Source organism: Acinetobacter lwoffii, from assembly GCF_024129715.1.
In the GTDB taxonomy this organism is placed as follows: Bacteria; Pseudomonadota; Gammaproteobacteria; order Pseudomonadales; family Moraxellaceae; genus Acinetobacter; species Acinetobacter lwoffii_U.
The window spans coordinates 93,391-112,632 of record NZ_JAMXXM010000006.1; the positions used below are offsets into that span (position 1 = coordinate 93,391).

Annotated in this window: 17 protein-coding genes and 1 rRNA gene; 2 read left to right on the plus strand and 16 right to left on the minus strand. The window is 41.4% G+C overall.

What is annotated here, in order from left to right; all coding sequences use genetic code 11:
- Positions 1–107 precede the first annotated feature (107 nt).
- Together NI462_RS06735 and NI462_RS06740 are read right to left on the minus strand one after the other, a co-directional pair.
- Complete coding sequence (locus NI462_RS06735) at positions 108–635, minus strand: gamma carbonic anhydrase family protein (protein WP_253159731.1); 528 nt, start codon at positions 633–635, stop codon at positions 108–110.
- Positions 636–659: 24 nt separating this feature from the next.
- Positions 660–1,268 carry an NUDIX hydrolase gene (locus NI462_RS06740; protein WP_005104899.1) on the minus strand — a complete coding sequence of 203 codons (609 nt, stop codon included), beginning with the start codon at positions 1,266–1,268 and terminating at the stop codon, positions 660–662.
- A gap of 123 nt (positions 1,269–1,391) precedes the next feature.
- Here NI462_RS06740 and NI462_RS06745 point away from each other — a divergent pair, with 123 nt between their 5' ends.
- On the plus strand, positions 1,392–1,940 hold the full coding sequence (locus NI462_RS06745) for an NUDIX hydrolase (protein WP_253159733.1): 549 nt from the start codon (positions 1,392–1,394) through the stop codon (positions 1,938–1,940).
- A gap of 57 nt (positions 1,941–1,997) precedes the next feature.
- Here the strand turns inward: NI462_RS06745 and filF are convergent, their stop codons facing one another.
- From filF to filA, 6 genes are all read right to left on the minus strand, one after another.
- Positions 1,998–3,929, minus strand: a complete 1,932-nt coding sequence (gene filF / locus NI462_RS06750; protein WP_253159711.1) for a putative pilus system protein FilF — start codon at positions 3,927–3,929, stop codon at positions 1,998–2,000.
- A 21-nt stretch (positions 3,930–3,950) separates the two neighbouring features.
- On the minus strand, positions 3,951–5,117 hold the full coding sequence (filE, locus tag NI462_RS06755; protein WP_253159713.1) for a putative pilus assembly protein FilE: 1,167 nt from the start codon (positions 5,115–5,117) through the stop codon (positions 3,951–3,953).
- A 7-nt stretch (positions 5,118–5,124) separates the two neighbouring features.
- Positions 5,125–6,789, minus strand: a complete 1,665-nt coding sequence (gene filD / locus NI462_RS06760) for a putative pilus system OmpP1/FadL family transporter FilD (protein WP_253159715.1) — start codon at positions 6,787–6,789, stop codon at positions 5,125–5,127.
- Positions 6,790–6,801: 12 nt separating this feature from the next.
- Positions 6,802–8,007, minus strand: a complete 1,206-nt coding sequence (gene filC / locus NI462_RS06765; RefSeq protein WP_005104906.1) for a putative pilus system protein FilC — start codon at positions 8,005–8,007, stop codon at positions 6,802–6,804.
- A gap of 34 nt (positions 8,008–8,041) precedes the next feature.
- Positions 8,042–8,875: a putative pilus system C39 family peptidase FilB gene (gene filB / locus NI462_RS06770; RefSeq protein ID WP_004730731.1), complete on the minus strand. Its 834-nt coding sequence runs from the start codon at positions 8,873–8,875 to the stop codon at positions 8,042–8,044.
- A gap of 188 nt (positions 8,876–9,063) precedes the next feature.
- On the minus strand, positions 9,064–10,215 hold the full coding sequence (gene filA, locus NI462_RS06775; RefSeq protein ID WP_253159717.1) for a putative pilus system protein FilA: 1,152 nt from the start codon (positions 10,213–10,215) through the stop codon (positions 9,064–9,066).
- 259 nt (positions 10,216–10,474) lie between these two features.
- Between filA and NI462_RS06780 the strand changes: the two genes are divergently transcribed.
- Positions 10,475–11,806, plus strand: coding sequence for an anthranilate synthase component I family protein (locus NI462_RS06780; protein WP_253159719.1), 1,332 nt, complete (start codon positions 10,475–10,477; stop codon positions 11,804–11,806).
- A gap of 109 nt (positions 11,807–11,915) precedes the next feature.
- Here NI462_RS06780 and hisC read toward each other — a convergent pair whose 3' ends face one another.
- The 8 genes from hisC to rrf all read right to left on the minus strand — a co-directional run.
- The gene (gene hisC, locus NI462_RS06785; protein ID WP_253159721.1) at positions 11,916–13,004 is read right to left on the minus strand and encodes a histidinol-phosphate transaminase; all 1,089 of its coding nucleotides are present in this window, start codon (positions 13,002–13,004) and stop codon (positions 11,916–11,918) included.
- Positions 13,005–13,152: 148 nt separating this feature from the next.
- Positions 13,153–14,457 carry a histidinol dehydrogenase gene (hisD, locus tag NI462_RS06790; protein ID WP_253159723.1) on the minus strand — a complete coding sequence of 435 codons (1,305 nt, stop codon included), beginning with the start codon at positions 14,455–14,457 and terminating at the stop codon, positions 13,153–13,155.
- Between the two features lie 186 nt (positions 14,458–14,643).
- Complete coding sequence (hisG, locus tag NI462_RS06795; protein ID WP_004730740.1) at positions 14,644–15,345, minus strand: ATP phosphoribosyltransferase; 702 nt, start codon at positions 15,343–15,345, stop codon at positions 14,644–14,646.
- Positions 15,345–16,601, minus strand: a complete 1,257-nt coding sequence (gene murA / locus NI462_RS06800; protein ID WP_004279150.1) for a UDP-N-acetylglucosamine 1-carboxyvinyltransferase — start codon at positions 16,599–16,601, stop codon at positions 15,345–15,347. Before murA ends, hisG begins: the two co-directional genes overlap by 1 nt.
- Positions 16,602–16,608: 7 nt before the next feature.
- Positions 16,609–16,860, minus strand: a complete 252-nt coding sequence (gene ibaG, locus NI462_RS06805; protein WP_004730742.1) for a BolA family iron metabolism protein IbaG — start codon at positions 16,858–16,860, stop codon at positions 16,609–16,611.
- 133 nt (positions 16,861–16,993) lie between these two features.
- A complete protein-coding gene (gene hpf / locus NI462_RS06810; protein ID WP_004730744.1) occupies positions 16,994–17,326 on the minus strand; it encodes a ribosome hibernation-promoting factor, HPF/YfiA family in 333 nt (110 codons plus the stop codon).
- A gap of 184 nt (positions 17,327–17,510) precedes the next feature.
- Positions 17,511–18,962 (minus strand): RNA polymerase factor sigma-54, encoded by a 1,452-nt coding sequence (locus NI462_RS06815; RefSeq protein WP_253159725.1) that lies wholly within the window; start codon positions 18,960–18,962, stop codon positions 17,511–17,513.
- A 198-nt stretch (positions 18,963–19,160) separates the two neighbouring features.
- Positions 19,161–19,242, minus strand: a 5S ribosomal RNA gene (gene rrf, locus NI462_RS15195); the annotation flags it as partial.

Genomic DNA, 19,242 nt, shown 5'->3' on the forward strand with positions numbered 1-19,242 from the left:
ACGCGGATATGATACTCCACTCATATCCGCTACGCGAGATTTTCCCGAAACAGATACAAAAATGCCTAGAAAATCTAGGCTTATGATTCACTCAACAAAAGAGTGCCTTAGAGTTGTACTTCTTCCAAATCCTGAAATTTCTGAAAATGCTCGGCATAATGCATGGCACTCATTTTTAATTTTTGAATACTGTCTTCATCCAGCGTTTTTACCACTTTACCGGGTGAACCCATCACCACTGAATTGTCTGGAATCACCTTACCTTCAGGAATCAAGGCATTAGCCCCGATAATACAATTCTTGCCAATCACGGCATGGTTCAAAATGACGGCCTGAATTCCGATCAGGCTGTTATCGCCAATGGTACAACCATGCAGCATGGCCTGATGCCCAATTGTCACATAATTGCCAATACTCATCTCAATGCCGGCATCCGTATGCAGTACTGCATTTTCCTGCACATTACTAAAGTCACCCAATTTAATTTTACTGTTATCTGCACGTACTACAGCCCCAAACCAGACACTGACTTGTCGTCCAAGCTCAACTTGTCCAATCACTGTTGCCGTTGGTGCCACCCAGCCATCCCAGGGCTGATGTGTAGCGGTAGGTAAGTGTCCCTGAAATTTGTACAACATTGATAAAATCCTGTTCAATGGTTAAAAAAATTTGGAGCGTTTAAACGTTGGAGAATTAAGCAAGAATGGCCAGTCTTTTTTATAATCCAGCCCATATTGAAATAAAGAAATCAGCATACGTGCGGTCAAGCCCCAGACCACTTCATTTTCTACCCGCATACTCGGAAAATATAAAGATTGCTGGGCAAAGCGAACTTCATAAGGTGTGGGCGTCACTTCAAGTAAATGCTGCAATGAGGCAAAGAAAATCCGGTCGATTTCCGTCGGTTGTGGAATCAGCTTCACTTGCGGAGGAATCAGTCCCACAATCGGTTTGACCAGCATGCCATTGCGGGCTTTTTGCATCGGCAAATCACCCATTAAATGTACATCAAAGGGGTTCAATGCCGTTTCCTCATAAGCTTCTCTTAAAGCCACCACAATATTACTGGTATCTTGCGGATCGCGTTTGCCACCCGGAAATGAGACTTCTCCGGCATGATTATTCAAATAAGCTGAACGGCGTGTCAGCAATACTTTCGGATCAGCTTCATCTGTAATTGCAATCAACACGGCAGCATGCGCAGATCGGATACGCTTGGAAAAACGTAAGCGTTGCTGCAACCTGTGTGTCAATTCACATGCATCCATTCTTTCAACCCTGACGATGATCATAATTTCATCATAGCTGATTTTAGTCGGGGCGGGAGAGAAATGATGCCAAATTTTAGTTTTTCAGTTATCCTGAGCATACTTTTATCATTGATGATGAATATGAACTTCTGTGTGAATTGTGGACATAAAACCACTGCTAAAATTCCTTTGGGCGATCAGCAAGTTCGCAGCGTATGTGATTCATGCGGCTCTATTCATTACATTAATCCGAAAGTGATTTGTGGCGCTTTGGTCTTATTCGAAAACAAAGTGCTGTTGTGCCGGCGTGCCATTGAACCACGCTATGGCTTATGGACTTTACCTGCCGGCTATATGGAACTGTTTGAAACCATGGAGCAAGGGGCTGCCCGGGAAACCCGCGAAGAAGCCGAAGCTGAAGTAGACATTGAACAGCTGTACTGTATGTATAACATTCCGCGTATTGGTCAGATTTATGTGCTATTTAAAGCCAATCTGATTGATGGAAAATTTGGTGCGGGTGAAGAAACCATCGAAGCACGTTTATTTGATGAAGCAGATATTCCCTGGACTGAACTTGCCTTCCCGAGTGTAGAACACACCCTCAGACATTATTTTGAAGACCGTAAAAATAATATTTTTCCAATGCATCTGGAAACATTAGGCACGCGTCTAGACCATACCGGTTAAATCTAATCTGTATAAAAAATCCCATACTAAGATGGGGTTTTTTATTTTTAAGGAATATTATTTGGCTTTGACTTGATAGCAATCCGCGAGCTTAAACTCAACCGAACCACCGTTTAATTTTGCCAGGCTAATATCTGCCGGTGTTTCACCCTCATTGTTATTATTATAAACTTTTTGAAAACTGGCATAGGTATTGGCCCATTGTACCCCATCACCTGCCGAATTCAGGAAAGTTACACGCCCATTCTGGCCGACATTAGTATCTAACACATTAGACAAATTGAGCAGTGCACCACCGATCACAATCGAATCCCTAGAATCCGGTGAAGACTGGATACGTGAGTCTACCCCTACCAATGCGCCATTGATATTACCAAACTTTTCATTGGCCAAAATCAGGCGCATGGAAACCGCTTTATCAGCCACAAATGCACGTCCCAAAGTTCCAAGGCGGTATTGTGGTATGCCTTGATGATCTAAGAGTGTATCTGCCAACACATCACCCTGACAGCCATTCACCGGATCAGTCGCGAAATTGCTGGAAGATTGCATATTGGTGCGTACATCACCATTACTGTCAATTACGATTCCTAAAGTAATTGGGCTGACAGTGGTATCTGTAAATTTAAATTCCAGATTGGCATACATTGGGAAGATATATTTCTCCTTATCTGCCACGTTCTGTGCTGTTTTAAAGACCTGACGATCCAGATAACTAATTGGGAAAATCTTATAGAGATCAATGCTTCCCATATAGTTTTCACCATCGGCCTGCAAACGCCACAACCCCAAATTGGCTTGATCGGAAGTATCCAGGGTTTTTTTGTCAGTCACCATCTTATAGAAAGCTTCTTTACCTGCGATCACATAATCATTCAATAATCTGCCTTGATACAACTCAAGCGGAGTCGCATTATTTGCAACATTCAAGCGGTAAGGCGTGTTAATGATTTTACTGGTTGGATGAATCCATGAACTTTGCGGATCAGCGGTCATTTGTACCGGTTTCACCTTACGGATGAGTTGAGCATTAATCCCCCCTAAGGAAGATAAATTTTCTTTAGCCAATGTTAACTGGGTATCACGCCATTGCAGGCCGCTGCCAAAGGTATAGCCCTGGCGATCGGTAATCAGCATAAAATGGCCAAATAAATATTTAGTATTCTTATTCTTAATATCACAAGGGTTTTGATTACAGCCCACCAGTCCATCCGAACCGGTCAGGTTACTTCCAATCACGCCTGAAGTTGAGAATAATGAAAATTCTGGCTGATACACGGCTGCGTTGGCAATCGTCACCAGCTTTTTAACTGTGGCAAAAGCCACCTCATCCGAAATTGTGCTGATATCAACAAAATCTTTAATTTTGGTCGCCAAATCGGCATCCATCAAATTGATATTCTCACTGGTTTTCGCCAGGTCTTTACGCATCTCTTCAGTAATATACAAAGGTTGTACATCAGATGGATTAATAATACGCCCTTCTTCTAGCGCCAAAGCTTGCAGAATTTTAACCAGACGCATGGCCACCTGAACGGTAGGATCATTAGGCACCAAATCCCCTACCGGACGTCGAGCAATCCCAGTTGCAATATCGATTACACTTAAACGCGGCAGCTGGGTCTGGGCACTAAAACTGGCATAATCGCTGAGTTTAATTTGACCTAAATTAATCTTGCGCGAAACAAAACTTTGAATATAAAACTCAATATTATCTGTCTTTTGACAGGTTCCAGAAGCAACCCCGTTTTTACTATCAAATAACGTAATAAAGGTATTTTCTGTATCGCTACTACAGTTAAAGTTCAAACCATCGAGCGGATATTCCAGCCCCCATTCCACACAGTTAGTTGTACCTGGGGTACAAGTACCATTGGTCGTGGCTTCATCGTTTTTTTCTGGAATGACATTGGCACTTTCCCCACCACACCCACTCAGTGCCATTAAAAGTGTGGTTAAAGCAAATGGAAATAATTTTTTATTTTTCATCTTTTTGTACTCGAATAGTCCTTATCGAATGGCGACTAATTTTAGTTGTCCATGATTTGTCAGCATCTTGTCTTCAACATCTATCGCTGAGGCTAAAGGCGTCAATAATATATATCCACTTTGAGCAGGAATCTGGAGAACCCCTTCGATACGCTCATGTTGAATAATATTCGCCTGACCTTCCTGATTTTTAAAACCGCCCGCTCCTTCAAGCACACAGCCACGACTGTCTAAAAACACAACAAAAGGCCAATAATACGTTGGATTTTTCTGGCTAGAGGCATAAGAGTTGATCTGAATATTCTGGATATCGGATTGAAGCTTGACCACTTCAAAATCAAATTCGTCTGCTTTAAGAGGCGCGCGAGGCCACAGGTTAACTGCTTTTTTAAGGCTGATTTCTTTCGCTTTTTTAATTTTCTTATCATTAAAACACTGCTTGCCCAAGCTCTCGATGGTCTCCGGCTGTGAAATACGATAATAACTTTGAGCCAGTACTACAGGACCAGAATCTACTTCTGGCGTTCGAAACAAGGATTTTAATACGGATTGTCCCACCCCTTTTTCACGTTCAATTGTCTGGATCCGGGTAGTTCCGATATTTTTATCTACTACTCCTTCGGGCATGCTATAGAAACGTTTTTTACCTTCCAAATTAAATTCTTTATTTTCCAGATACTCACTATCCACATATTCAATGCCTTCAACCTGGCTAAATCCCGGTTTTTGTATAATAGCAACAGAAGATCCAGCTCCAATATCAGGATTTTGAATAGCTTGAGATTCAGGTTTTAATTGTGGTTTAGACTGAATCTTTTCTTGCACAGTATGCAGTTGTACTGGTTGTACTGGTTGTACTGGTTGTACTGGTTGTACTGGTTGTACTGGTTGTACTGGTTGTACAACCATATTATGATCCTGCTTAGATTTAACCTGTTTATTTTCTATGATTGGCACTTTTTCTAAGTCTTGCTTTAAAGGTGTGGACTGAACTGTTGCAGTTCCTACTGTTCTCGACAATCGAGATTTGTCCTCAGTTTTTTTCTCTGCATTATTACGTGGTACGACTAATGGCCGCCCATCCGGACCAATAATCGTAATAAATTCTTTAGCGCTTGTATAAAAAGACATGGATACCAGACTTAATGCCAGTACCGCTGTCAATCCAACGTTCCCTGTCTTGATCATTTTTCCCTTACCAACGAGTGCGATAATTCAAACCTAAAATTGTAATTTTGGTATCTGTTTTTACGTTTAAACCTGCATATGGGTTTAATAACAGGTTATTTACCCCGGTCTGGTTGGCTAAACTACTGGTATTTGCTGGAATCTGATCTTTGCTGCGCAAGAAACCAATTGATAGATCCAGATCAGTGTCTGCATCAAAACGGTAACCCACACCTAAACCAAATAACTGTGCACCATTGATCGGTACCATGGTATTACGCTTATTTTTTGGAATAGCACTGGTCCGTGGTTCATAACCTGCCCGAAGCTTCAAACGGTCTGTAGCGGAATACTCCACCCCGATACCGAAGTTCCACGGCGATTCAAATCCCATCGGTAAAGCTAAGGTTGAGTCAGTGACATTGGCAGACAAAATTTTGGCAATTTTTAGGGCTGAAATAGTACGATCAAATTCGAATTTAAATTCGTCCCAGACCTTGTAATCTGTCCAGCCAATATCAAAATTCACTTGCAAATCTGGCATCACTTTATATTTGATACCTGCCTGAAAATGCGCCGGATATTCAAAATCCTGCGACACCAGACCAGATTCACTCGATGGTATGTAATTAGGAAATCCAAGAATTGCAGCCAGAATCTGGCCGGTCGGTGAGGTCATTAAACCTTTAATCATTTCCTGAGGAGCTTTGGCATTATCAATATGATATTTACCTTTTAAGCGCATTTTTGCAGCACTTTGGTACACCATACCAAAACTAAAGTCTTCGCGCGGTTCCCACAATATTCCCAGGTTATAACTTGGGCTTAAGTTCTGCTCAAGCTCCAGTTGCATTTGACCAAACTTGCCAAATGGGTTCATCCCCTCATCCGCATTACAGATCCCGAGCAAAAGAATATCTGTAATAATGTCGGAATTTTCTTTAAACGGCGTACACACGACTTCGTCGATCATACGCAACATCCCAATCAACTCATTCGGGAAACGCAAGTCCGTTTTCATCCCGATGGCTTGATAAGACATCCCGATAGAAGCACCAATCGACAGTTGGTCATTGACCTCATAACCGATGGATGGTGACAGATAGGTAATCCGCTCTAAAGCAACCTGCTGTCCCATAAAGTTTGCCGGGTTCCCATCTTCATGACCAAAACCTGCCATGAGAGGAGCATAAACAGCAGTCGCATAAGTGGCTTTCGATCCAGGGGGATTGTATGCGATCCCCATCGTGGGTGCAGTCAAAGGAAGACCTTCGCCTAAATCCACCATTTTTTTCAGAAAAGGAACATACAGGCTGACATATTCCACATCGCCTTTGACTGGGCCTTTAAAATCGGTACACAAATCAGATGAAACTTCAGGACCGTCATTACAGACAATAGGATCATCAGAATAGCCAAATACGTTATATCCGGCCGGTACTGAAAACTCACGCTGGATATCAAAATTAGCCACAATGATTTGCTGTTCGGTTTGCAGACCATCAATTTTAGTCAGTGCAGCCGGGTTAAAGTGGATGGCATTGACCCCTGGAGGATCTGCGGTGACGGCATTCCCCATGGATAGTGCACGTAAATCAACTGAAAGGTTGGTTCCCAATTGTGCAAAGGTATAACTTGAACAGCCCGCAAGAATAATTCCTGTTAATAACGGGCTAAGTCGAATGTTTTTCATACGACACCCCTATTAACTAATTTTTTTACCAAAACCTAAAATATCAAGTGGGAATGACAGTCCCAACGAAACATCCGGTGCATCTTCGGTCAGCCCTAGGCCAACGGTACCATTAACAATTGTTTCTGGAGAAACTCGCACCCCTAAGGAAATTGCAAAGGTAGAACTGGTCTGATCTGCAGCAGAATAACTTTCACCAGTGTTATAGTTAAATTCCGCACCAGTATTAAAGCTTTGCTGATAGGACATGGTCATCGAAACATCATAGTTAAATGAATATGCGAAACCAAAGGCAAAGCCTCCACTAACACCAGGTTCAAACTCCTCAATAATCCGGCTACCTCGACGCTGATTCAGGCCCGATTCTTTAAAACCATAGTTCGCAGAAACCGATGCAAACAATACAACTGGGTCAATGTATTTACGTGTACTAGCACCCACTCCAGCAGAGTAATAGCCCTTTCCTGCTGCCAGATCTGTCGCGGCATTAATTTCATAAGGGCTATCACCGGTTTTAGTTGATAAATTACCAAATAAAATCAGAGGCAGACGACCTGCTTTTAGTGGGAAGGGCTCCCAGCGAGCACCCAGACTAATATCACCCAAGCCTGCCGTAGACGTATCTTTTAACAAGTCAGTTTTAGCCACTAAAGGTAGGGATGCAGTCAAGGTCAGGTTATCTTTCACGCCATATTGGAAAGTGAAAGTATTAGTCATACTATGTGTTGCATTTTCTTGAACACGTAGTTGATACAATTGGCCCTGTGCCATTTCTATATCAAGTTGGGTGTCTCGATAATAGGTATAATCAATATCGTAATATGATGAAATTTCGCCTTGTTTTATCAGAGAGTATTGGCGTTCATTTGACGTAAACACTTCTTCCAGGTTAGCTGCTTGAGTAGCATCTCCTTCTTGTTGCTGTAAAGCTTGAGATGCATCTACTACTTGGTTAGCCTGAGTCTCTACAGGTGCTGCTGTTTCCACGACAGCCTCTTCAACCGCTTCATATTCACCGAGTTCTGACTCTTCTGCAGCCTGCGTTTCGACTTGCCTAGTTTGATCGGGTACAGATGCAGCAGTTTCAACGACAACTTCTTCATCAACTGTTTCGTATTCACCTAGTGCTGGTTCTTCTGCAGCAAATGCAACGCCCATTACCATTTGAATGCTCAGTGCCAAGAACGTCTTGTTCATCCATTTACTGTTCATATCCATTTCACCATTTTAATTTTTATTACTGTTTTTCATTTTATTTATTCTTGTAATACAGTCTCAGGAAGTTATGTTGATATTCCCCAAATTGTTCTGACTCTGTATTACGATTACGGTCCATACGGATCGTAGAAGCTTTATCAGCAATTTTGTCCATATAAAATTGTGGATACTGCATGTCAACCAAGGCATAGCGATTAATCGTAGCATCTTCTACATGACGCATATCTGATTCTTTTAATGCTAGAAAATTTTTGCGATATTGCTCAGGTACATTAATCAGGAACAAAGTGTTATTTTCCCAAATATCCTGAAAACGCCGTTCCTCAAAACTGATATTACCAAGTGCCGGATCTGCAACATAAACCCGGCCATTTTTATAACCTTTATAAACTACAAAATGCTTAAATCCCGCATAAGAAATCGGAACAATGGCAGGCTGATCTTGATTAACTAAATCTTTGAACTCTCCTCGATAGCCTCCACTTTCCAACCCTAAGGCTGAAACAAAGCGCTTCATATCAAGCAGAGAAAAACTACGGCGTTCGACAATTTTATCCGTTTCACCGAATTTCATCAGCCCACTCATGACTTGCTGCTCATCCAGCTGCGTACCGACATAACCATTGAGGAGGGTCGTCAGTGCTGCCGAACCACAACTATAATCATAAGCTTGACGTACAATGCCCTGAAACTGATCCAGAAGTGCCGGTTTTACTTCCACAGCTTCACGGTGCATACGCACAAAAGAGTCATTTCTTGAATCAAGAACTTCAGTATAGTGAACAGCCCCATTCGGCTGTTTTTTGATATCCAGAGCTTCTTTGGCAGCGTAATACATCAACGCCGAGCCCAACGCGATCTCTAACATAATTATTAACTTTTCTTATAATGGGCATGATGTGCCTATTTTTCTTTTTATAGAGCATTCACTCTACTTCCCTGTAACTAGAAAGATACCTTCTTTTTCAAAAAAATACAGCATTTTTTTTATTTTTTGGATAAATGATTTAGTCATAAAAAAAGCGCGTGTAAATACGCGCTTTTTTTAAGTAAAAATTAGTGACCAGAAATAGTAATTACTGCCCCAGGAAGATATGTACCTTGTGCTGGACTATAGTAAGTCTGCATGCCTTGTACTTCCATATCACCAATTGATGCTGCTGTTTTGCTACCTAAGTGGATACCTTTCACATAGGTATCATGTGCACCACTGTTACTTACAATGCGTAAGAAACCTTTATTTGCAGCGCTTTCACCAAATATACTAATATTCTGATTCAATGTTAAATCTGTAGTTCCTGCATCAGAAAGCTTAATACTATCAATATGAATTACGCCAGCTTTAGTTGTCTTAATATCAGCCTGAGTAGGAGAGAGTGCTGCAGGAACAACTGTTGCACCTAGAGTTGAATTATCCACAATACCCAGATCTTTAATTTCAAGACCACCACTCATTGTAGCATTTAATTTGATCATCGCGCCTTGTGGTGCTGCACCCAATTGAATGTTTGCAGACATAGGCCCTGTCTTAACAGAAAGACCTGTTAAAATTTCATTAACGGCACCTACCCCACCCCGGCGAATTGAACCTGAGTTATCACCTGTGCCTTCCTGACCCGATGCTACAACACCAATCTTACCAATATGAATATCCAAACCTGAAACTTCAGCAGCAATATTAATAAAAGGGTTATTATTACCAGCATCTGAATCAATTTTCAAATCCATAAGGTTACGCGAAGCTAAAAGATATTTTCCACCCTCGTCATAGTTTGCACCAATTACCACACCATGTTTTTCATTAACATGACCTGCTTCCCCATTACCATAAATTGCAAGCGCACCGGCCTTATCTGTACCACCAGCGCTTTTACTCTCATATGCTAAAGCCTGAACATCACGATAAACTGGGGCACCAGTCGAATCTTTTACTCCAGTATCCCATTGTTTAGTTTCGAATACACCCTTAGGGTTTAAAGGATTCGTAACATCAAGTTTTACTGATTTAGTAGTTTTGTTTGCATCTAAACCGCTATTATCGTGAATATATAGTTTTTCGATTTCAATTTTTGAAATACCGATACCAATACTAATACCGTCTTGACCCGTTGTTTCGCTTAGAGATGCATCATCCATTGCTTGCATCGCCATCGCATTGGCACTAAATGCAACTGAAGTCGCTAAAACTAATTTTGTAAATTTTTTCATTGTTTACTCTCCCAAGAGTACTATTTTTTTTGGTTGTGAATTACTCAGTGTTTAGGCTGTATTTTTTATTTTCTGACAGCTTAAGCATCTTTCCTTGAGTAATTTGCTAGCCCACTTAAAGTAGCGTCGAGTCAGTTTTTGATCAACTGTTGTTGGTCGCAATCTGTCGCTTACCGATAAACGGTATTTTATGATTTAAAAATATTTTCCTGACTTCTTGATATAAAATAGTGAGTCATATTGAACTCTCCATAACTGAATGACCGAAGCTCTCTATCATCGTCCCTTAAAGTTTGAATCTCGTCTGGTTGCAGATCTATTATCCGCATTGAAGACATTGGATCATCTGGTGTATTTAAATAATAATGGTCAGCCTTTTATTGCCTGCTGCGCTCAAGAATATTTTATTGCCCAGACATCACAAATTCAGTCTTTTAAAAGAACAGGGATTGAACACTATCAGCACAGCCCATCTGAGTTTAATTTAGCAATCGATGCATTAAAAACTCCTCAAGAGAATGGCTTTCGTGGAGGTTATGTCGGTTTTATCGGCTACGATTATGCGGCTCAACAATATATTCAGTATTCAGATCGCCCTCAACCTGGTTTATTTATTGGTCAATTTCCTTCCTACATTAAACCAACCCCTGATGGCTGGATGTTCTATAGTGATGATCCACAAGCAGAACAGCTTTACAATCATATTCAGAACTTACTTAATCAAGATAAAATTCACTCGACATTTCATTTAAAAAATCCTTGTACCTCACGCTGGACTAAATCTGTCTATACTCAGGCTTTTCAGAAAATTCAGGACTATATTGTTGCAGGTGACTGCTATCAGATTAATCTAACCCAAGAGTTTAAAGGTCGTGCCCAAGGCTCCCTCTTAGCGACTGCCCAAGCATTCTGGGCATTAACCGAAGCCCCCTATGCGGGTTATTTGCGTATTGGTGATTTTGAATTACTCAGTTGCTCACCCGAGTTATTTATTGATTTCGAAAAAAATCGAAAAATTATCACCAAACCAATTAAAGGCACCATGCCACGCTATAGCGATCCTGTGCTAGATGAACAATCTAAACACAACTTAAAAACATCGGAAAAAGATCAGGCAGAAAATGTCATGATTGTGGATTTATTACGTAATGATTTAAGTGTGTATGCGGAAACAGGTTCGGTTAAAACACCCAAATTATTTAATATCGAAAGTTTTAATCAAGTACATCATATGGTGAGCGAAGTTGAAGCGACCTTAAAAGCAGATATCAATCCTTTCGAGGTGTTAATGTCAGCCCTACCAGGTGGCTCAATTACGGGTGCACCTAAAATTCGTGCCATGCAGATTATTGCTGAACTGGAAGGTGCAGCACGTGGGGCTTATTGTGGATCAATGGGTTATTTTAATTTTGATGGTACCGGTTCCTGGAACATTCTGATTCGTTCCATCCAAAAATATCAAGAAGATGTTTCTTTATGGGCGGGTGGTGGTATTACCATTTCTTCGGATTGTGATGCAGAATATCAAGAATGTTTTGATAAAGTTTCAGCGATGCTGGATCTGTTAAATACGTGGTATCAGCCTAAATAAATAAAAAGCGAATCATTTGATTCGCTTTTTTCTACAAATCCACCCTAACCCTCCTTTACTCAAAGAGGGAACTCCTCCCTTTTCAAAGAGAAGCTAGGAGGGATTTTAATCACACCAAAATCTCATTTTTTAGCGTATCGACTAAACGCTGATTTTGCTCATCTGTACCAATGGTAATTCTTAAGAACTGGTTAATACGTGGCTTGTTAAAATAACGCACGATAATGCCACGTTCACGCAACTCCCTTGCAAGCTCGCCTGCATCCGTAGATGGCAATGAGGCAAAAATAAAGTTGGCACTCGATGGTAAAATTTTAAAACCAAGCTCATTTAGTTGAAACACCAACTTTTCACGGCTGGCAATAACTTTCTGATTCTGTGCTTCAAAGTAGGCCTGATCTTCAAATGAAGCGACCGCTGCAGCAATCGCAAAACGGTCCATCGGATAAGAGTTAAAGCTGTTTTTGACTGCTTCAAGTGCTGCAATCAAATGTGGCTGAGCAATCGCAAAACCCACTCGCAGACCAGCAAGAGAACGTGACTTCGATGTGGTTTGACATACCACTAAATTTTCATATTTCTCAACCAGCTTGACTGCTGATTCTGCACCAAAATCCACATATGCTTCATCAAGCATCACCACTGAATCCGGATTGGCTTGCAGAATTCCTTCAATCGCAGCCAAACCTAGATCAATACTGGTCGGCGCATTAGGATTAGTAATAATAATGCCGCCATTAGCTTGTTTATAGTCATCCACAACAATTTCAAAGTCATCATTCAATGGTAAGATTTTGGTTTTGACACCAAAAAACTGACTATAAACCGGATAGAAACTATAGGTAATATCTGGATAAAGCAGAGGCTGTTTTTGAACAAAAAAAGCCTTAAAGATATGTGCCAAGACTTCGTCTGAGCCATTGCCGACAAAGACAGTGTCTACAGGTACATTTTGCTGTTTAGCGATCGCCTGTTTCAACTCTGATGCATCCGGGTCAGGATACAGACGCAAAACATCCGCCGAATTCGCAAGTACCTTTTGAACTGCTTCTACCACTTTGGGTGATGGTGGATACGGATTTTCATTGGTATTAAGTTTTAAAATATTCTGGATTTTTGGTTGTTCGCCTGGGGTATACGGTTCTAATTCACGTACTTCAGGACTCCAAAAACGCATTTGTTCTGTTGTGATATTCATTTTATATTCTCTTTAAACCCTCTCCTAACCTCTCCCTGAGCCATATATGGCGCAAGAGAGGAATTTTCATTAATAAAGACACAAGATTTTTGTGGTTTAAATTCTCCTCTCCTTTTAGGAGAGGGTCAGGGAGAGGTTGTAATGCTATTTATGATTGATAACGATAACGTGCTGACTGTGCATGTGCATCCAAGTTCTCTTGTTGCGCCAAGATATCCGCAGTTTTTGCTAAAGTTTTTACACCTTCTTGTGAGCACATGATCAAACTTGAACGCTTCTGGAAATCATAGACACCAAGTGGCGATGAAAAACGCGCAGTACCTGAAGTTGGCAAGACATGGTTTGGCCCGGCACAGTAATCACCAATGGCTTCAGGCGTATAACGACCCATAAAGATTGCACCTGCATGACGAATGCTATCAGACATTGCTTCTGCATCATCTAAACATAACATCAAATGCTCAGGCGCTACCTGATTAATCAAATCTGACGCTTCTTGACGGTCTTTTACCAAGACTAAAGCACCACGATTGGCAATCGAAGTACGGGCAATTTCCGCCTTCGGTAATGTTGCCAAGTGCATTTCAATCGCCTGTTCAACCTCATTCAGCAACTGTTCATCTGGTGTGATGAAAATGGCTTGTGCCACAGTGTCATGTTCAGCTTGCGAAAGTAAATCCATCGCCAACCATTCAGCATTATTTTGGCCTTCGGCATACACCAGAATTTCAGAAGGTCCTGCAATCATGTCGATACCGACCTGACCAAACACCGCACGTTTTGCCGCAGCAACAAAACGGTTGCCTGGGCCGGTAATTTTATCGACCGGTGGGACAGTTTCTGTACCGTAAGCCAATGCCGCAACCGCTTGTGCGCCACCAATCGTGAAGACACGTGTCACACCTGCCAGATAGGCAGCCGCCAGTACCAATGGATTTAAATCACCATTCGGTGCAGGTACCACCATAATAATTTCAGGAACTCCCGCTACATGAGCAGGCACAGCATTCATCAATACTGAAGATGGATAAGAAGCCAGACCACCCGGCACATAAATCCCAACACGATCCAGTGGAGTGACTTTCTGACCAAGCGTATTTCCTAAAGCATCGACATAGGTCCAGCCGTCCTGTTTTTGTGCCTGGTGAAACTCGCGCACGCGTGCTGCAGCAAGCTCTAAAGCTTCGCGCACTTCAGTCGTCAAACCCTCGAAGGCAGCTTGCAGTTGCTCTTGGCTTAACTCTAAATCTGAAAATTGATGCGCCGGATGTCGATCGAACTGTTGAGTGAGTTTAAGAACTTGAGCATCACCATGCTGACGAACATCAGCAATAATTTGATCTACAGTTTTTAAAAGTTCAGGATCATTAACAGTTTCAAAAGCCAACAAGTCAGCAAATGCTTGCTTGAAGTTTTGATCTTGGGTCGATAAACGTCGCATCAATTTACCCATCAGGTTTGAATTCGAAGGCTTTAGTTTACCTGTTTTCCAGACTTTTGTCGGCAGCTATAGTGCTCTAGCCCTATGAGTTTTATTGGAAATAGCTTTTGGTAAAATTGATGAAAGAATTTACATCGTATTTATGTTCAATCGAATAAAAAAAACCGCCCTAAAAGGACGGTTTTTTATGCAAAAAATTTAAGCCTGTTTGGCCTTTTCACGTTCTTCTACGGCTTTTTCAAGCTGTGCCAGAATCGGATTTAACAACGCTTGCTTACGCTTGAAGCTGGCTTTATTCACGATTAAACGCGAAGACACTTTGCAAATTTCTTCAAGTGGCTCCAGACCATTGGCACGCAAGGTATTACCTGTATCTACGACGTCAACAATGTAATCGCCCAGACCGACCAGTGGTGCAAGTTCCATGGAGCCATACAGCTTGATCACATCAACCTGCTCACCCAGGCTGGCATAGTATTGACGGGTCAAATTCACGTACTTGGTCGCAATTTTTAAGCGACCTTTAGGACGTAGCATCCCCACCTTACCGGCGGTCATCAATTTACATACCGCAATTTTCAGGTCCAATGGTTCATAGACATTTTGTGCACCATGTTCCATCAATACATCTTTACCGGCCACGCCAATATCGGCTGCACCATTTTCAACATAAGTCGGTACATCTGAAGCACGTAAAATTAGAATACGAACCTGTTTATGCGTGGTCGGGAAAATCAATTTACGAGATTTATCAGGATCTTCTAAAAGATTAATCCCTGCTGTTTCTAGCAAAGGTAAAGTCTCTTTTAAGATACGCCCCTTACTTAATGCCAAAGTTAAACCATGATCAAAATTGCCCATTACGTCAAAGTTTGGATCATCGTTTCTCATATCGCTCATTAATTTACTCGCTTAATTTGGGCACCTAAACTTTGTAACTTTGCTTCTACATCTTCATAACCGCGGTCAATATGATAAATGCGGTCAATCAGCGTTTCACCTTCAGCGGCAAGTGCTGCCAGCACCAAAGAGAACGAAGCACGTAAATCTGTTGCCATTACGGGTGCGGCAGAAAGTTTTTCTACACCCGTTACCACAGCATCATTACCTTCTACCTGAATATTGGCACCCATACGTGCCAATTCAGGAACATGCATGAAACGGTTTTCAAAAATCGTTTCAGAAATTGTCGCAAAGCCTTGAGCAATGGCATTCACAGCCATAATCTGGGCTTGCATATCGGTTGGAAATTCTGGATGTGGTAAGGTTTGGAAGCTGACAGCTTTCGGACGTTTACCCAGCATATCCAGTTCAATCCAGTCGTCACCACGGGTCACTTCTGCGCCCATTTCTTCAAACTTGTCCAGCACCGCTTCCATCAGGGACGGATCAGTATGCGTGGTTTTGATACGACCGCCAGTGATCGCTGCTGCTGCCAGATATGAACCGGTTTCAATCCGGTCAGCAACAACCGCATATTCACAGCCATGCAGACGTTCGACACCGGTCACAATTAAAGTATCGGTATCTAGACCTTCAATCTTGGCACCCATCTTGATCAGCATTTGCGCAAGATCAGTGATCTCAGGTTCACGTGCTGCATTGCGAATCGTGGTCACACCATCGGCCAACACGGCAGCCATCAGAATATTTTCTGTCCCACCCACAGTCACCATATCAAAGACAACTTCGCCACCTTTCAGGCGACCATCGACTTTGGCATGTACATAACCGGCTTCGACTTCAATCTCGGCGCCTAAAGCTTCTAAAGCTTTCAAATGCTGATCGACAGGACGGGAACCAATCGCACAACCGCCTGGTAAAGACACTTTTGCACTGCCATAGCGCGCCAATAATGGACCAAGCACCAAAATAGAAGCACGCATAGTTTTTACGAGCTCATACGGTGCGAACTGGTTATCTAATGTAGAAGTATCAGCAACAACCGTATCGCCTTCATAAGTCATGGTGATCCCAAGACCAGCAATCAGCTTCACCAACGTATTGACATCTTTTAGATTAGGAACATTTCTGAGCGTAATCGGGGTATCAGCAAGAATCATTGCTGCCAATAATGGAAGTGCTGCATTCTTTGCACCAGAAATGCGCACTTCACCTTCGAGCTTGATACCGCCCTGAATTAAAAATTTATCCATTAAATGATTAAGCTCCAAATAAGCTTGCTTTGCGCCATTCTTCTTTTGTCATCGCGCGAATCGTTACTGCGTGAACTGCACCACTGGCAATATGGGCATTGAGAGGAGCATAAACAGCTTGTTGGCGTGCAACTGGACGCTTACCTTCAAATTGATCATCCACAATACGGAGATCAAATTTTCCGCCCTGACCACTCACAGCAACATCCGCCTCTGGAAAAGCGGCTTCTAAAATTTCAGCGAGCTGTTCATTATTCATCACAAGACCTCTTATAGGACTAAGGGTGTAAAACGAGCCATTTTACTATAAATAGCAAAAATAATTCATGGATCCATACATTATATATATAAAAAAAAGAGGCTTTTAAAACCTCTTTTTCATCATTTGTCCTTTATAGAGCTAAAGGATGCTGCTGTAAATGCATTTCCCGGTATCGATCAATCTGCCGTTTCAATTTTTCGGTCAATATTTTAATTGAGGTATACATATCATCTGCGGTGGCGTGAGCAAAAAATTCAATGCCCGGTAATCGGATAATAGCCTCTGCGATATGATTACTACTGCCCTTTCTAGAGCGTTTATCAATTTGATGATCTTTCGAGAGTTTCACTTGCATACTATTCACCTGATCTAGGTGCTTCGTCATCTGTGAAAACTTGGTTTTTATACTTTCTTCAATAGCTGGCGTAATCGATAAATGATGTCCACGAATTGTTATTTGCATAGTTCTATCCCTCACCTTCGTTAGGATTAGAAGAGTCTCAATATAAAATAATTTAAATACAGTAACTTATAAATAAAATATCCGTATTTTAAGTCCTGAATCAAATCAATCTTACTGATCCTCAAAAGAAAAAAGATTCATTATGTTGTCATAATGAATCTCTAGAATAGCCAGATTTCAAATTTTAGATCAAGACTTTTCGCTCAGAAGATGAAGAAATATGTAACGATTCACGATATTTCGCCACCGTACGTCGTGCCACATCAATGCCTTCATCTTTTAACATATTGGCAATTGCATTATCAGACAGAGGCTTACGGGCATTTTCTTCGGAAATCAGTTTTTTGATTTTGGCACGAATAGCAGTAGAAGATGCTTCACCACCTGAAGTAGTCCCGACATGACTCGAGAAGAAATATTTCAACTCGAACAATCCACGTGGGGTCAGCATATATTTATTGGTGGTTACACGAGAAACTGTAGATTCATGCAATTCGACTTCTTCGGCAATATCTCTTAAAACCAGAGGTTTCATGCCTTCCGCCCCAATTTCCAAGAACATTTTTTGATGTTCTACAATACAAGTCGCGACTTTCAATAATGTTTTATGCCGTTCATCGATACTTTTGATAAAGTTCTTCGCTTCCAGCATCTGATTACGCAGGTACTGATTATCATCGCTTTGATCTGCACGACGAATCATTTTGGCATAAAAAGAATTGACGCGTAACTTTGGCAGTACATCCGAGTTTAAATTGACTTGCCAGCAGTTATTCTTTTTCATCACCACAACATCTGGCACCTGATAATCCGATTCCTTGTTTTCAAATTCCAGACCTGGATGCGGTTTTAAGGTTTTTAGCAAATCTACAGCACAGCGCAACTGTTCTGGATTTAAGCCAGTCTGTTTGATCAGCTTAGGAAGCTCATTGGTAATCAACAATTCATAATGTTGCAGAAGTTTGATCGCATCATTTCGGCAAGGGGTTGACGCAGGTAAATTATCAAGTTGAACCAATAGGCATTCTGCCAAGCTTCTAGAACCTACACCTACCGGATCCAAACGCTGGATATGCTTTAATACAACGGCAACCTCATCATCTTCAATTTCTTCTTCAGACCCTATAGAAGAGAGTAAATGTTGTACCGATGCAGTAATTTCACTCAACTCTGCATCTAAAAAACCTTTGTCGTCTAAAGAATCCACGATGCAATAAGCGATTAATTTATCAACCTGTGAAAAATTCAACAGATTAATTTGTTCTAGCATATATTCTTGCAGGCTCTGATGTCCTTGACGATTATCTTCACGCTCTTCGAACTCGGCTGCCCCCAGACTTGTAGGTTGATGGGTATAAACATCATCCCAATCGGTATCTACAGGTAAGTCATCAGGCAGATGATCGGCATTAAGTTCATTGGTTAGATCGTGATTTTCATTATTTGATTCAATTGTCGATAAGCTTTCAAGGGTAATTTGCTCTTCAACTTTTTCTAATAGAGGATTACTATCAAGTTGCAACTGAACTTCTTGTTCCAATTCCAGACTTGAAAGTTGTAATAGCCGAATTGCTTGCTGTAATTGTGGAGTTAATGACAGCGAGTTCGCAATTTTTATGCCCACTGATAATCTCATTGTTACCCCCTTAATAGAAAATCCCGTTTTATAAGCAATTTTTATGCCGTTTTATTTTTTATAACACAGATTTACTAAAAAACATACAAATTGGATTTTAAATTTCTAGTCTTTCGCGACTAATAATTGTTTAAATACTTAAATTTGCGCATAAAAAAATCCCCCTCTGCCTTAGCGGAGGGGGATTTTGGAATAATGAGCTGGCGATGACTTACTCTCACATGGGTAACCCCACACTACCATCAGCGCTAAGAGGTTTCACTTCTGAGTTCGGGAAGGG

Excerpts from the sequence above, each read along its gene's own strand:
- murA (WP_004279150.1), bottom strand. The coding sequence starts at position 16,601 with ATGGATAAATTTTTAATTCAGGGCGGTATCAAGCTCGAAGGTGAAGTG.
- filE (WP_253159713.1), bottom strand. The coding sequence starts at position 5,117 with ATGATCAAGACAGGGAACGTTGGATTGACAGCGGTACTGGCATTAAGT.
- filA (WP_253159717.1), bottom strand. The coding sequence starts at position 10,215 with ATGAAAAAATTTACAAAATTAGTTTTAGCGACTTCAGTTGCATTTAGT.
- NI462_RS06740 (WP_005104899.1), bottom strand. The coding sequence starts at position 1,268 with ATGGATGCATGTGAATTGACACACAGGTTGCAGCAACGCTTACGTTTT.
- filF (WP_253159711.1), bottom strand. The coding sequence starts at position 3,929 with ATGAAAAATAAAAAATTATTTCCATTTGCTTTAACCACACTTTTAATG.
- hisD (WP_253159723.1), bottom strand. The coding sequence starts at position 14,457 with ATGGGTAAATTGATGCGACGTTTATCGACCCAAGATCAAAACTTCAAG.
- NI462_RS06780 (WP_253159719.1), top strand. The coding sequence starts at position 10,475 with ATGACCGAAGCTCTCTATCATCGTCCCTTAAAGTTTGAATCTCGTCTG.
- hisG (WP_004730740.1), bottom strand. The coding sequence starts at position 15,345 with ATGAGCGATATGAGAAACGATGATCCAAACTTTGACGTAATGGGCAAT.
- filB (WP_004730731.1), bottom strand. The coding sequence starts at position 8,875 with ATGTTAGAGATCGCGTTGGGCTCGGCGTTGATGTATTACGCTGCCAAA.
- NI462_RS06815 (WP_253159725.1), bottom strand. The coding sequence starts at position 18,962 with ATGAGATTATCAGTGGGCATAAAAATTGCGAACTCGCTGTCATTAACT.
- hisC (WP_253159721.1), bottom strand. The coding sequence starts at position 13,004 with ATGAATATCACAACAGAACAAATGCGTTTTTGGAGTCCTGAAGTACGT.
- hpf (WP_004730744.1), bottom strand. The coding sequence starts at position 17,326 with ATGCAAATAACAATTCGTGGACATCATTTATCGATTACGCCAGCTATT.
- filC (WP_005104906.1), bottom strand. The coding sequence starts at position 8,007 with ATGGATATGAACAGTAAATGGATGAACAAGACGTTCTTGGCACTGAGC.
- filD (WP_253159715.1), bottom strand. The coding sequence starts at position 6,789 with ATGAAAAACATTCGACTTAGCCCGTTATTAACAGGAATTATTCTTGCG.
- NI462_RS06745 (WP_253159733.1), top strand. The coding sequence starts at position 1,392 with ATGAACTTCTGTGTGAATTGTGGACATAAAACCACTGCTAAAATTCCT.
- ibaG (WP_004730742.1), bottom strand. The coding sequence starts at position 16,860 with ATGAATAATGAACAGCTCGCTGAAATTTTAGAAGCCGCTTTTCCAGAG.